The sequence below is a fragment of the Brasilonema octagenarum UFV-OR1 genome (assembly GCF_963888615.1).
GTDB classification, from domain to species: Bacteria; Cyanobacteriota; Cyanobacteriia; order Cyanobacteriales; family Nostocaceae; genus Brasilonema; species Brasilonema sennae.
Map to the genome: position 1 here is coordinate 1 of NZ_CAWPKW010000087.1, position 12,746 is coordinate 12,746.

The window sequence follows — 12,746 nt, forward strand, 5'->3', positions numbered from 1 at the left end:
GCGCTGGTCTCACCAGATACCTCTGTCGGGAAACACTCATCAAGTACTGGCTCCCTCCGGGAACGCCCGTCGCCTACGGCGGGAAACCCGCCTGCAGCGCTGGATTCACCGCAAGGCACAACTCTTGGCAGCGCTGGATTCACCGCAACGCAGTGGCTCATCAGCAAACAGGTTTCTAGCTGTAGTGTCGTTTTCGTAACAAGCTCTCAAATCATTGTCCAAACAAACATTACCCGCAAGGGTTGGCAGAATATGCCGCGCATATCTATGTATGCTCACAATTATGCATAGATATGCACATAAATCAAGTAACAGTTCCTCACCCTAATTCTTTGTAAAAGTTGTCGCTCAAAACTGTCAACTCATAGGTCACAACTCTTCCAAAGAGCGCTATTATAGCCTTTGTCGCAGCAAGTAAGGGTATGCAAAGACAGCAATCGCTATTAGCTTTGATTTTAGTTTTGGTAATTGCCGCAATTGCGGCGATTGCTACGATTCCTTTATCTCTGGGATTAGACTTGCGGGGAGGCTCACAGCTCACAATTCAGGTAAAAACGACACCGGAAATTACACAGATAACTGAGCGAGAATTAGACGCTGTTAAAAAAGTCGTAGAAGGTCGGATTAACGGTTTAGGCGTTTCGGAACCAGTGATCCAAACTGTAGGTCAAGACAAGATTTTAGTACAGTTACCAGGGGTAAACGACCCACAGCAAGCAGAACGCGTACTGGGAGGTACGGCGCAGCTAGAGTTCAAAAAGCAAAAGCCAAATACAGAAATTCAACTGAATACATTTTACGCATCAAAAACACAATTGAAAGCAAAGCAGGAAGAACAACGAAAGACTAACGACAAAGCTGCAATTGAAAAAAATCAGCAAGATCTCAAAAAGAGTAATTCAGCGATCGCTGAATTATTTGAAAGCACAAATCCACCACTCATTGGTAAGTACCTTAAAGACGCTTATGGCGAACCAACTCAAAGCAATAACTGGAATGTAGCCATTCGCTTCGATGATCAAGGTGGTCAACTATTTGCCGAACTGACAAAACAACTTGCTGGTACCGGACGCAGTATAGGTATTTTTCTTGATAACGAACTGATTAGCTTTCCTACCGTCGGTCCAGAATTTGCCGCATCTGGTATTAGTGGAGGATCTGCTGTCATCACAGGTCGATTTACTTCACAAGAAGCCAATGACTTAGGCGTGCAGCTACGGGGTGGTGCACTACCTGTACCTGTGGAAATTGTAGAAAATCGTACAGTAGGAGCTACCTTAGGTAAAGACAGTATTCAAAGCAGCATTTATGCCGGAATTGGTGGTTTGAGTTTAGTATTAATCTTTATGGTGGTTTACTATCGACTCCCAGGACTGATTGCGGATATAGCTCTTGTGATTTATTCTCTCCTGACTTGGGCAAGCTTTGCTTTGTTAGGCGTCACCCTGACATTGCCAGGAATTGCTGGTTTTATTCTTAGCATTGGTATGGCGGTTGATGCTAACGTACTCATCTTTGAACGTACACGAGAAGAGTTGCGAGCAGGCAAATCTTTATATCGTTCTGTAGAATCTGGTTTTTACCGAGCGTTTTCTAGTATTTTAGATAGTAACGTCACAACATGGATTGCTTGTGCTGCATTGTTCTGGTTAGGGTCTGGTTTGGTTAAAGGCTTTGCTCTGACTTTGGCATTGGGTGTTGGTGTCAGTATGTTTACAGCAGTCACTTGTAGTCGCACATTCATGTTTTTGGCAATAACTTTCCCGGCGCTGCGTAAAAACGAACTTTTCTGTCCGAACGTACCACCAGTGACAAATAAGGCAGAGGTGGCAAGATGAAACTGAGTATTAGCAAATCGCGATCGCTATGGTGGACTGCGTCTGCCATCGTTATTCTTGCTGGTATCATCTCAATGGTGATTTCTTGGCAACAAATTGGTTCTCCCCTGCGCCCTGGTTTAGATTTTGTTGGTGGTACGCGGTTGCAGTTTGAACGGGATTGTACCAAGCCCAACAACTGCGACAAGCCAATAGATATCAATGTTGTGCGGGAAGTGGCGCAAGCACAAGGTTTGGGTGATAGCAGTATCCAAGTTGTTACCGACAAGGAAACACGCAAAGAAAACGGCGTATCACTTCGGACAAAAAGTTTAACTCCTGAACAACGTACTCAACTGCAAGATACCCTCAGCGAAAAAATAGGCGCTTTCGATCCGCAAAAAAACCAAATTAACACGGTTGGTCCTACCCTTGGGCAAGAACTGTTAAGGACTGGTTTACTTGCTCTGCTTGTTTCCTTCGTTGGCATCACTATCTACATGGCTGTCCGCTTTCAGTTGGACTACGCTGTGTTTGCGATCGTCGCCCTATTTCACGATATATTAATCACAGTAGGGATTTTTTCGATTCTAGGTTTAACACTGCGTACGGAAGTCGATAGCCTTTTTATTGTGGCGTTGCTGACGATTACAGGTTTTTCCGTTAACGACACTGTTGTCATTTATGATCGCATTCGCGAAACTCTCAAAACAAGTCCTAATCGCCCAATTGGCGAGATTGTAGATGATGCAGTTAATCAAACTTTAGCACGGTCAATAAACACAACTCTCACTGTGTTATTGACATTATTTGCTATCTTCTTTTTCGGGGGAGAAACACTGAAAAATTTTGCCTTGGCACTGATTACTGGCTTTGCTGCAGGGGCTTATTCTAGTATCTTCATCGCCAGTACTCTTCTGATTTGGTGGCGAGAACGTACAGGTAAATCAACACCCAGCCAAAGCACAACTGAATCGATTGACGCAGCAGCATCAGAAAAATAACTGACCTCTTGCAAAAGTGAGATTTGACGAGTTTCTGTTAAGAGTTAAATGTTTGCTGTTGCCTGTTCCCGAATTGAGTGACTCTGCCGCACTATCTTCTCATTTCACATTCACCTATGGATCAACCAGAAGAACAACGAAAAACTAACTGGTACAAAGACAACAGTGATTTGTGTTTGACAAAACAAGTACAAAACCTACACCAATTAGAAGTTTATAGCCGATGGTTATTTGTTGGCTTTTTATGGTTGACAATCGCGCCCTTTTGTGTATGGGGCTTACGAGGCGAAATTGTTCTGTGGCGACAATACTTTACCTGGGTAGCTGTGCGATACGGTCTGTACTACCATTTATTGGCTAGTCTTGGTCTATTTTTTTGTCTCGGTATGACCGTTGCTGTTCTAATTTGGCAAAGTAGCAATATTTTATTCGGACTACCACCGCAGGAAAAGGAACGCTTAGAACAACAGGTTTTCCGGATACGTCAGCAAGGACCAAGTCATCCTTTCTGGAAATGGGTTTGTAGTTAAATGAAAATATTAACTTTTTTTAAGCTTACAATTGATACAGGTATAGCACTATCTTACAAAATCGGATAAAAAGGTAGCGAATATACTCCAACGATTCGGTAACATCCATGAACTCTAGTCACAATCAGATTCGATTTAGCGATCGCAAGTCTAAAATCGACCTTTATCAGATCCAACAGCTCTTAAACATTTCTGCTTTCTGGGCAAATAATCGCAGCATTGAAGATTTAGGCATAGCGATTGCAAACAGCGACCCTGTGATTACCGTTTGGGATGGAGAACGATTAATTGGCTTTGCTAGAGCAACTTCTGATTGTGTTTATCGCGCTACCATTTGGGATGTTGCCATTCATCCAGAGTACCGTGATACTGGACTCGGAAGTAAGTTGGTGGAAACTGTTTTGAGCCACCCGCGCATGAATCGTGTTGAGCGTGTCTATTTGATGACAACTCACAAGCAGCGGTTCTACGAAAGGATTGGTTTCCAACAGAATTCTACCACCACAATGGTTTTATATAACCAACCTAAATTTAATTCTCTTAGTGTAGATGTTCAACTTCAGGAATCACTAGGGGGATAGAGACTTGTAGCCTCGTCACATCCGAGGCTTGTTCCTCAAGGGCGGGAGAGGGAACTACTTCTAACTTTCCCCCCATGACTTCCAAAAGAGTTTGATTGAGTAGAAGCTTCATTCCTGGCAAGAGAATATCATTTTTCTTGTCAGCTTCAGGTGAGTTATTTTTCGACGTCATAAAATCTATCGGCTCATTTAGAGAAGTTGCATGGGTTGGTACATCCAACCAAAGATGAACGTGATCACTTGTGTGCCCAACATGAGCAGAAATACAGATGCTGCCTTCCTCCATTTGAGCAATGCAACTTTCCACTAAAGTGACTAATACTTGTCGCAGCCAGTAGGGATCTGCCAGTATATATGTCTCTGGATTTGGCGGTAGAACTTGAAAGGGAAAATTGCGATTTTCAGCCAGCATATAAGTCAAATCGTGAACTTCTTGCAACAATTCGGATAAGTTTAAAGGCTGAATTTGTAATTTGTTTGTACCATGTTCGACCCTGGCAACGCTAAGAATTTCATCAATCAGCTTGAGTAACTTTAGCGCTCGCTCATGAGCTTGAGCGATAAATTCTCGTTCTTCCTCTGGATTGTCACATAAGTTGGATAAGATTAACTGATGCAAGCCAATCAGACCATTTAGGGGCGATCGCAACACATGAGTCGTTCGCGCCAAAAACCCCGCCTTAAACTGGCTTATTTCTCGTGCCATATAATACGCTAGCTGCGTTTGCTTCATCTGCTGCTGGAGTATTGGCGTAGCGTGTTGTTCATCTTGCGATAAGACTGTCGATGAGCTAGAAGATACCTTTGTTTGTGCAAATAACCCACGAACAGCAATCCCTATTGCTAGTCCTGCTCCTAGATAAACCCAGTTTTCATTCATAATTTAGCAATCATGACCTTTTTCATTGACCATACAGACACTAGACTTAGTTCCAGAGTTTCCATTTCACCAGTTTTCAACAAAGTCCTCAAAGACTGAATTTCTAGGTACAGATGAAAGTTCATCTGTTTGTCACCCAGTTTGAGGTTGAACAGAAAACCTGAAATTGTTTACACACTGCACTTTGTCCCGAACACTGCGATGATCTTTATTCTTTATACTGAGTTGATTGGGGAGCATCCGACAAACCAAGCTTATAAGGTACGCTGCTTTGTAAGTCTTAAAAAAAGCTGCGTATACCTCCAGCGTGCGCTTTAGGGAGGTTACTTTTATAAAAAGTTAAATATTCTAGCATACAAAGAAAGGATGACGAAATCTTTACAATAAATCATTCAATCTTTACAAATTGCGCATAGTAACTGCACGGCACATATAGTTTAATTTATAGCAAGTAATATTTCAGCAATTACACTAAGGATTTTCTCTGGTGTAAGAAAAAAATTACCAAGCATCATGCTTTTCCATACTTAAGAGAGGAGTTTTCATAATGAAAATACAAAGCCTATTCACAAAGGCTTTCTGGTTGGCATTGGCTTGTATCACACTCGTGGTTGTGACTGTTTTCAGATTAACCCCTAGTTTAGCTTATTCCACGACAACGCCGCCAGCACAACTATCAACAGCGCAAGCGGCTCTAGCTCAGTATGATTCACGTTTAGCAAAAGCTCCTCCCTATGATTCACGTTCAGGTGAAAAGTCTCTCTATAAGAGGCTAGGAGGCTACAATGCGATCGCTGCAGTCATTGACGATACCGCGCAAATCGTATTCAATGACCCACTGATTGGTAAATACTTTATTGGCTTGAGCACCAACTCAAAACAGCGACTACGTCAGTTGCTGGTGGATCAATTCACCCAAGCGGCTGGTGGTCCTGCTGTTTATACTGGGCGGAGTATGAAGCTTTCCCATAGTGGAATTGGTCTGACGAACGCTGAATATGATGCTTTTGTTAATGGGATAGCACAAGCCCTTGATAAAAATGGGGTCAATCAACCAGAGAAGGACGAAGTGCTGGCGTTTGCCAATAGTTTCAGAGGCGAGATTGTCGAAAGGTGATAAACCAGGGATAGTACACTCTTAATCTGTTTGGTTATATTTTAATGAGCATGGGAGTTATCTCCCATGCTTATGTTAGTGCTTATGTTAACAGTTATAAAAATCTGCCCTTAGAATTTTTACGGTGAATGCCAATGACTGCTGGACGTGGTAAACCTGTTGCTTGATTGCTACCACCATCACTAGCAGGAATATTGCTTGGCCAGCTACTACCACGGGGTACCGTGCGTGTCTGGTCGAAGGTCGTACCGGTCAAATCCAATAGTTCGATACTGCGACTGAGTTGTGTACCATCGTTAACTGGAGAGTTTTCGCCGGGATGCTGTACGGAAAGAAACAGTGTATCACCGACTAAGGTTGGTCCGGTCATCTCACAGCGTACTGGACCTTGAGCAAAGGGTATGACTTGACCAGCATTGGGACCACTGGTCGGTATGCAGAAAAACCAGTTATTACCGAAGACGCCGGTAAAAGTGGAAACGTTACCAGTTGTAGAGTGGTCAATCTTGTTTTCAGTTGGATTTGCACCAAGACTAAAACCGTTGTGGGTATCGGTGGACATGTCAGTCACACCCCAGACATTTCCCCGTTCGTCAATCACGAGGTTATCCACATTGGCAAAACCAGCGCCTAACTCAGAACCAGCTTCTCCACCTTGGGCGAATCTCTCCCACCGGAAGGTTGTACCTGTACCGTCTTGAGTATTCTCAATAATCTTGTAGAGTCCCCCAGATTGTTGAGTCGCATTAGGTGCAGCGCTTAACTTAGCAACTTGGAAGATGCGCGAATCAGGGTAACCGTCGCTTCCAGGTGCGCCGTCGGTGTAAGCAATAAAGACTTCTTTGGTGCGTGGATGTACTTCTAAATCTTCGGGACGTGCTGTGGGGGTTCCTCCAGCTAAGTTAGCAGCTAAGAAGACGTCAACAAGAATAGCACCTTGGCTGGTGTAGAAGTCGGAAAGCTTTTTGTTTTGATAATCTGCTAGGGTGGTTGTTTCGTTTTTGCGATCGCAGTTAAAAGCACCACCATCAGTTGTTTGCCCAGCAATGTCTTTACGTCTAGGCAGTTTCAGCAGTCCATCTCTTTGTGCTGAGCCTAAAGCGTCGTATTCTACAGAAGATATCACTGATGGCGCAATCGGATTGGTGGGAGTCTGTAGGTTTAAAGCAATCCACTCGCCACTACCATTAGGATTGAAACGAGCAACGTACAGAGTACCATTTTCCCACAACTGGCTATTGCTTCTATCTTCCAGTGAGGAGATTGTACCATTGCTGACAAATTTCCAGGTGTGTCCGCCGCGTCTGTCATCTCCCATGTAGGCGACTAACTTGTTTCCCGCTTCAGCACGGACACCAACGTTTTCGTGACGGAAGCGACCTAACCAGGTATGCTTACGTGGACGGAAATTAGGATCGTCAGGAGCAACTTCTACAATCCATCCGTATTTTTCTCCAACTAGACCAAAGGTTTCACCAACAGTACCTTTGGTGTAGCCTGTTTGGGTGCCATCAGGTTTAACTGACTCTGTAACACCAACAAAAAAATCTTCACTTCCTTGAAAGTTTTCTTCTCCGGACAGGATTGTACCCCAAGGTGTTGTACCACCAGAACAGTTATACCCTGTACCAATGATTTTTTCACCCAGTCCATCAGAACTGAGAGCAAAAACTTCCTTCGCAGCAGGTCCTGTTCCAATGAGATACTTGTCGTCACCTTGTTGGTAACTCAAACCTCCCCAAGAGGTGACTTTCTCATAGCCATCTTTACGTTCTTTGTTGATTCCTAAGCCAGAAAGACCATGAACACGACGGTTCTTGGGATCTTTAACAACATAGAAACGACCATTAGCATTGCCACGGCGAGAAATGCGGACAATAGAACCGCCGATGTTGTATAAAAATTCTCCATCAACTTCAGCATTTCTGGTGGTAGGTAAAGCGCGCCCAATCACCTGAGCAAAGACACCAGGATTTTCCCTGAGATTTGTAGGTGTTTCTGGTGCTAAACCAGAAATTGGGTAGCTGACGTATTCATGATTCACCCACAAATAGCCATCGCCTGCTTTACCTCTGCCAACAGGAATAAAGCCGGTGTAGTCGTTGTTGTAGCCGAAATATTCTTCGGGGTTTGGGAAGACGCGATCGCCCCAACCAACAATAACGTACCGTTCATACTCTGGAGCCACCACAACGTCATCAACGACGTTGTAGCTAGCTAACTTCAGATCACCAGATGCATCAAGAGTTTTTCCCTGTCCGATTCCTGTGGGTAAGTAGTTCTTCTGTTGCTTGTAAATTGGCAGAGGATGTGGTAGGCGTACAGGTGTAAAACCTAGAGGTCCGAATTTTACTTCTCTTGCATCGACAGTACCACCTAAAACTTGATCTGCCAGTACAGCACCAGCTGCCCCAGCAAAAAATATAAGTACTTGTCTGCGATTTAACTTAGACATAAAATTTTCCTTTTCAGTGTAATCTCCACTCTTTATAGGAGTTGTCTTATAAGACAAATTGATGACAAAAAAACCTAATCATTTCCAGCAAAATTCTAGGCGAAGGTTTCATTGGTTTCGCCTAGATTAAAAAACAAATATCCAGTGGATACGAAATCTGCTTTAAAAAAGCTTAGAACGAAATCCACACAACATGAGCATATACGAGAATGTATAATTTATAAGTTAAGACCAGGTAATGCATTAGTTAATAACAGTTTATTTTCTGATTGATTATCAAAAAACTAATAAGACTGGTTTGAATTATTGGGAATTATAAAAAAGATTATTTTAGGAATTAACTTGTGAATTGAGAAAAGTTTTTGGTAGTTTTTTATTATGTATTGAAACTATATTTGTGAGTTTGATATTAGTTTGAAAAGCCGAATTCGTATCCATAAACACAAGATTTTTATTAAGTGTGTTATATTAGCCATTGATCATTTGCTTTTGTGTCGTGTATAATACAGCACTTGCAATGAACAGGTGTCCAATAAATAATGGCGAAACTAAGGTATTTCTGAAATTGTAATGATAAATTATCAACAAAGAGTTATAGATGAACTACTATCTACAAGTGGTTTGTGTTAAAGAAGTTAGGAAAGTTAGTCCATGCCTCTAAGATCTACTCAGCTAAAAGTACCGTATCAACTCAAACACCGATTCACTCATGTGTTGGCATCTGTGCCCTTGTTGCTTGCTTTTGCTGTCTTTTTAAGTGTGATTTGCTCTCAAAGCCCGAGTCTGCTACTTTGCTTGCTCGTGGGCACTATCGCAGTAGCATTTATTCAGCAAATAGGACAAGCGATCGCTCTACCGAAACCTTGGCTCATATTACTTCAAACTCTGGTATTTTCAGCAATACTCAGTTTCTTTTGGATAGACTACTTTAGTGATCCAGCAGCAGCTCAATTTTTCGGAAAAGCAGAAACATTTTTCAAAAACAATTTAACCCAAGGTTCTCAACAAACCGGTGCTGCAGCCGCAGTGAGTTTGGTGTTTAATGTTTTAAGAGCACTTTACTTACTCTACATTGCTGTTGCTCTGATTGGTGTGATTAACGCCGTTCGCAAAGACGAAGATTGGCAAGTCGTCGCGAGAACACCGTTGTTGGTAGTTATTGCTGTGACTGTTGCTGATGTGTTGACGAGCTTTATCGTTGGTAATAATAATTAAGTCAGGAATTTGTTATGGCTGATGAGCGAGATAGAGAATTTCGACCTGTCAACCAAATTTTGGGAACCCAACCTTCCTTAGGACCAATTCCTGCTGACCAAATTTTTCCTTGGACAATTATAGCTCTAGTTTCCTACATGATTGTGAATGGCATCTTTGGAGGTGTCTTCTCAGATGAATGGCAAAAATGGTTGTGGACAGTTTTAATTGCAGGGTGGGGAATAGCAACTTGGTGGATACTAACAGGTGGTAGAAGTTGGCGATTTTTGAGCAAATTTATCGGTGTTCCGACCTGGACAAGAGGTACTGCTCGTTATAAAAGTTTTCTAGAATTCCACTATGAAAGAAAAAATAGGAAAACAAAGCGTAGGCATCGCAGGTCAAGAAAATAGACTAACACCTTTTGAAGATGCTTTAAATCTTGCCACCATGCTGCGTATTGCAGTTGATGGCAGAGATGTTGGTGCTTACATTTTGACCAAAGGTAGCCAAAGAGATAGATTTTGCTTTGTTTTTGGATTTGAATGCAGAGGCATTCATACCACTTTAAGAACAGAGCAAATAGATACAATTTGTAACAATATAGAAGCTGGTTTAAAAGACCTTCCACCAGAAGAAAGAGTGACTTTTCATTTGGGGTCTTTTTCTACAGATAACAAACGCCAACAAGAGCTTGCATCTCTTGTACAGAAAACTCAATCGCCTAGTATACAGTACTTGCTGACCTCTGAAAGAGCCAGAACACAACAACTGACTCGCGCTGGTATCCGAAAACCAAAATTTCTGCGGGTGTATGTAACATATACTGTAGAACCAGATGCTTCTGCTGCTGATGATTGGATTGAGAAGTTTTTGGCAAGGGCTGAGTCTTGGTGGTTATCATTTAAAGGTGAAGCAGCAGAAAGAGAAAACCAACGATTAGAAACTTTGATTTCTAATGCTTATACTGAAGGATTTCGGCGTTGGGAACAGATTTTATCTAATAAATGGGGTTTGGATATTAAAGCCTTGACTGCGAAAGATTTATGGCAGGAAGCTTGGCGACGATTTAATAGTACTGAACCGATAGATATTCCCCAACTATTAGTTTTAAATGAAAAGGGACTTCAGGAAGAAATTTATTCTGATTTATCTAGCAGCAAATTACTATTAGAAAATATCCATAGCACCACATTATTGATGGAGTCAAACGTACCTGTTGCTGACCGTGAATGGGTAAATATTAAAAATCGCTATGTTGGTGTGATGACGTTTCTAGAAAAACCGGGAGGATGGCTGAATAAAGCATCGCAACTGCGTTATTTATGGGAACTGGTTGCTAGGGATGCAATTGTAGAAACGGAGATTTTTTGTGAGTTAACTGCAGCGAACCCGGCAATAGTCAAAACGACATTACAACGGGTGCTGAAGCAGTCGAATGTAACGTCAAAAGTAGCACAAGAAAAAGGTAATACAATTGATGTTGGCGCACAATTAAAATTGAAAAAATCTGTGGCGGCGCAAGAACAAATTTATGAAGGTGCGTTGCCAATTTATACAGGGATTGCTATTCTCGTTCATCGCCAAAGCCGAGACAAATTGGATGAAGCGTGCAGGTATATAGAAAACTGTTTTCAACGTCCAGCACAAGTTATTCGAGAAACGGAATATGCTTGGAGAATTTGGTTGCAAACACTGCCAATTGTTTGGGACATACTGTTAGCCAAACCCTTCAACCGTCGTCAATTGTATCTCACAAACGAAGTTTGGGGATTGATACCTTTGGTGACAACGAGGGCGGGCGATCGCACAGGTTTTGAATTAATTGCTGACGAAGGAGGTACACCACTTCATCTAGATTTATTTAAGCAGCACAAAAATTTAGCGTTATTTGCCACAACTCGCGCGGGTAAATCGGTATTGGTGTCAGGAATTTTAACCCAGGCTTTGGCACATAATATGCCTGTGGTAGCCTTGGACTTTCCGAAACCAGATGGTACATCTACCTTCACCGACTATACAGAATTTGTTGGAGAGAAAGGAGCTTATTTTGATATTTCCAAACAATCCAATAATTTGTTTGAACAGCCAGACTTGCGATTCTTGAATGAAGAAGAACAGCGAGAACGCTTTCAAGACTACGCCGCGTTTCTTGAGTCGGCGTTGATGACAATGGTACTGGGTTCATCCACTGGTAATCAACTGCTGGCGCAAACAGTGCGATCGCTTCTGAATTTAGCCTTAAACACCTTCTTCGCCGACGAAGGAATTCAAAAGCGCTATCATGCAGCGATATTAGAAGGATTTGGGACTGAAGCTTGGCAAAAAACTCCAACTTTAAAAGATTTTCTCATCTTCTGTTCGCGGGAACATCTTAACCTGCATAGTATAGGTGGCAGAATTGATGATGCACTCGAAGTTATCAATCTCCGTTTACGCTTCTGGGTGGAAAGTCGAGTCGGACAAGCTGTTTCTGCACCTTCGAGTTTTCCAACTGATGCTCAATTGTTAGTTTTTGCATTGAGAAACTTATCAGATAACGAAGATGCAGCATTGCTGTCTTTAAGTGCTTATTCCGCAGCACTGCGACGTGCTTTGAGTAGTCCCGCCTCCATATTCTTTATCGATGAAGCACCAATTCTGTTTGAATTCGATCAAATTTCTGATTTGGTAGGTAGACTTTGCGCGAACGGAGCAAAAGCAGGGGTAAGAGTTATTTTATCAGGACAAGATCCTGATACAATCGCCAAATCTAAAGCTTCTTCTAAGATTCTGCAAAACTTATCAACAAGATTAATTGGTCGGATTCAACCCGTTGCTGTTGATAGTTTCGTAGAAATCTTGAAATATCCTCGCGAAATTATTGCGCGCAATGCGTCAGAAGGTTTTTTCCCTCGTAAAGAAGACATTTATAGTCAATGGTTGCTTGATGATAATGGCGTTTATACTTACTGTCGTTATTACCCAGGCTACGAACAGTTAGCAGTCGTGGCGAATAATCCTGATGAACAAGCTGCACGTAATCAAGCAATGCAACGATATGGAGATAAATTTGAGGCTGTTTCTCATTTTGCGCGTCAATTGATCGGCTCAATTCGTGGTTATTGATGTGACGCTAAAATCTTTCCCTCTCCTTGCTAAGGAGAGGGATGCCCGACAGGGCAGGGT

General features: G+C 42.3%; 12 protein-coding genes. 9 read left to right on the top strand and 3 right to left on the bottom strand.

The window, feature by feature from the left end; genetic code table 11:
* The 5 genes from AC5590_RS06465 to AC5590_RS06485 form a co-directional block, all read left to right on the top strand.
* Window positions 1–199: hypothetical protein (locus tag AC5590_RS06465; RefSeq protein WP_498822857.1), on the top strand; the 199-nt coding region annotated here is incomplete at its 5' end.
* Between the two features lie 223 nt (window positions 200–422).
* A complete protein-coding gene (secD, locus tag AC5590_RS06470; RefSeq protein WP_169268386.1) occupies window positions 423–1,838 on the top strand; it encodes a protein translocase subunit SecD in 1,416 nt (471 codons plus the stop codon).
* On the top strand, window positions 1,835–2,821 hold the full coding sequence (gene secF, locus AC5590_RS06475) for a protein translocase subunit SecF (protein ID WP_169268387.1): 987 nt from the start codon (window positions 1,835–1,837) through the stop codon (window positions 2,819–2,821). The genes secD and secF overlap by 4 nt, the downstream gene beginning before the upstream one ends.
* Window positions 2,822–2,937: 116 nt before the next feature.
* On the top strand, window positions 2,938–3,351 hold the full coding sequence (locus tag AC5590_RS06480; RefSeq protein ID WP_169268388.1) for a hypothetical protein: 414 nt from the start codon (window positions 2,938–2,940) through the stop codon (window positions 3,349–3,351).
* Between the two features lie 107 nt (window positions 3,352–3,458).
* Window positions 3,459–3,932 (top strand): GNAT family N-acetyltransferase, encoded by a 474-nt coding sequence (locus AC5590_RS06485; protein ID WP_169268389.1) that lies wholly within the window; start codon window positions 3,459–3,461, stop codon window positions 3,930–3,932.
* Here the strand turns inward: AC5590_RS06485 and AC5590_RS06490 are convergent.
* Window positions 3,892–4,812, bottom strand: a complete 921-nt coding sequence (locus AC5590_RS06490; protein ID WP_169268390.1) for a sensor histidine kinase — start codon at window positions 4,810–4,812, stop codon at window positions 3,892–3,894. The two genes, AC5590_RS06485 and AC5590_RS06490, sit on opposite strands and share 41 nt — an antisense overlap.
* Window positions 4,809–4,937, bottom strand: coding sequence for a hypothetical protein (locus AC5590_RS06495; RefSeq protein ID WP_498822858.1), 129 nt, complete (start codon window positions 4,935–4,937; stop codon window positions 4,809–4,811). The genes AC5590_RS06490 and AC5590_RS06495 overlap by 4 nt, the downstream gene beginning before the upstream one ends.
* A 422-nt stretch (window positions 4,938–5,359) precedes the next feature.
* Between AC5590_RS06495 and AC5590_RS06500 the strand changes: the two genes are divergently transcribed.
* Window positions 5,360–5,929 carry a group I truncated hemoglobin gene (locus AC5590_RS06500; RefSeq protein WP_169268391.1) on the top strand — a complete coding sequence of 190 codons (570 nt, stop codon included), beginning with the start codon at window positions 5,360–5,362 and terminating at the stop codon, window positions 5,927–5,929.
* Between the two features lie 94 nt (window positions 5,930–6,023).
* Here AC5590_RS06500 and AC5590_RS06505 read toward each other — a convergent pair whose 3' ends face one another.
* On the bottom strand, window positions 6,024–8,384 hold the full coding sequence (locus tag AC5590_RS06505) for a PhoX family protein (RefSeq protein ID WP_169268392.1): 2,361 nt from the start codon (window positions 8,382–8,384) through the stop codon (window positions 6,024–6,026).
* A 651-nt stretch (window positions 8,385–9,035) separates the two neighbouring features.
* On the opposite strand from AC5590_RS06505, the gene AC5590_RS06510 reads away from it, so the two are divergent.
* From AC5590_RS06510 to AC5590_RS06520, 3 genes are read left to right on the top strand one after another with little or no spacing between them, the layout of a single operon-like run.
* Window positions 9,036–9,599 (top strand): hypothetical protein, encoded by a 564-nt coding sequence (locus tag AC5590_RS06510; protein WP_169268393.1) that lies wholly within the window; start codon window positions 9,036–9,038, stop codon window positions 9,597–9,599.
* A gap of 14 nt (window positions 9,600–9,613) precedes the next feature.
* A complete protein-coding gene (locus AC5590_RS06515; protein ID WP_169268394.1) occupies window positions 9,614–9,991 on the top strand; it encodes a hypothetical protein in 378 nt (125 codons plus the stop codon).
* Window positions 9,939–12,686: a putative type IV secretion/conjugal transfer ATPase gene (locus tag AC5590_RS06520; RefSeq protein ID WP_169268395.1), complete on the top strand. Its 2,748-nt coding sequence runs from the start codon at window positions 9,939–9,941 to the stop codon at window positions 12,684–12,686. The genes AC5590_RS06515 and AC5590_RS06520 overlap by 53 nt, the downstream gene beginning before the upstream one ends.
* The last annotated feature ends 60 nt before the right edge of the window (window positions 12,687–12,746 follow it).

Excerpts from the sequence above, each read along its gene's own strand:
- AC5590_RS06520 (WP_169268395.1), top strand. The coding sequence starts at position 9,939 with ATGAAAGAAAAAATAGGAAAACAAAGCGTAGGCATCGCAGGTCAAGAA.
- AC5590_RS06505 (WP_169268392.1), bottom strand. The coding sequence starts at position 8,384 with ATGTCTAAGTTAAATCGCAGACAAGTACTTATATTTTTTGCTGGGGCA.
- AC5590_RS06515 (WP_169268394.1), top strand. The coding sequence starts at position 9,614 with ATGGCTGATGAGCGAGATAGAGAATTTCGACCTGTCAACCAAATTTTG.
- AC5590_RS06480 (WP_169268388.1), top strand. The coding sequence starts at position 2,938 with ATGGATCAACCAGAAGAACAACGAAAAACTAACTGGTACAAAGACAAC.
- secF (WP_169268387.1), top strand. The coding sequence starts at position 1,835 with ATGAAACTGAGTATTAGCAAATCGCGATCGCTATGGTGGACTGCGTCT.
- AC5590_RS06490 (WP_169268390.1), bottom strand. The coding sequence starts at position 4,812 with ATGAATGAAAACTGGGTTTATCTAGGAGCAGGACTAGCAATAGGGATT.
- AC5590_RS06500 (WP_169268391.1), top strand. The coding sequence starts at position 5,360 with ATGAAAATACAAAGCCTATTCACAAAGGCTTTCTGGTTGGCATTGGCT.
- AC5590_RS06510 (WP_169268393.1), top strand. The coding sequence starts at position 9,036 with ATGCCTCTAAGATCTACTCAGCTAAAAGTACCGTATCAACTCAAACAC.
- secD (WP_169268386.1), top strand. The coding sequence starts at position 423 with ATGCAAAGACAGCAATCGCTATTAGCTTTGATTTTAGTTTTGGTAATT.
- AC5590_RS06485 (WP_169268389.1), top strand. The coding sequence starts at position 3,459 with ATGAACTCTAGTCACAATCAGATTCGATTTAGCGATCGCAAGTCTAAA.
- AC5590_RS06495 (WP_498822858.1), bottom strand. The coding sequence starts at position 4,937 with ATGAACTTTCATCTGTACCTAGAAATTCAGTCTTTGAGGACTTTGTTG.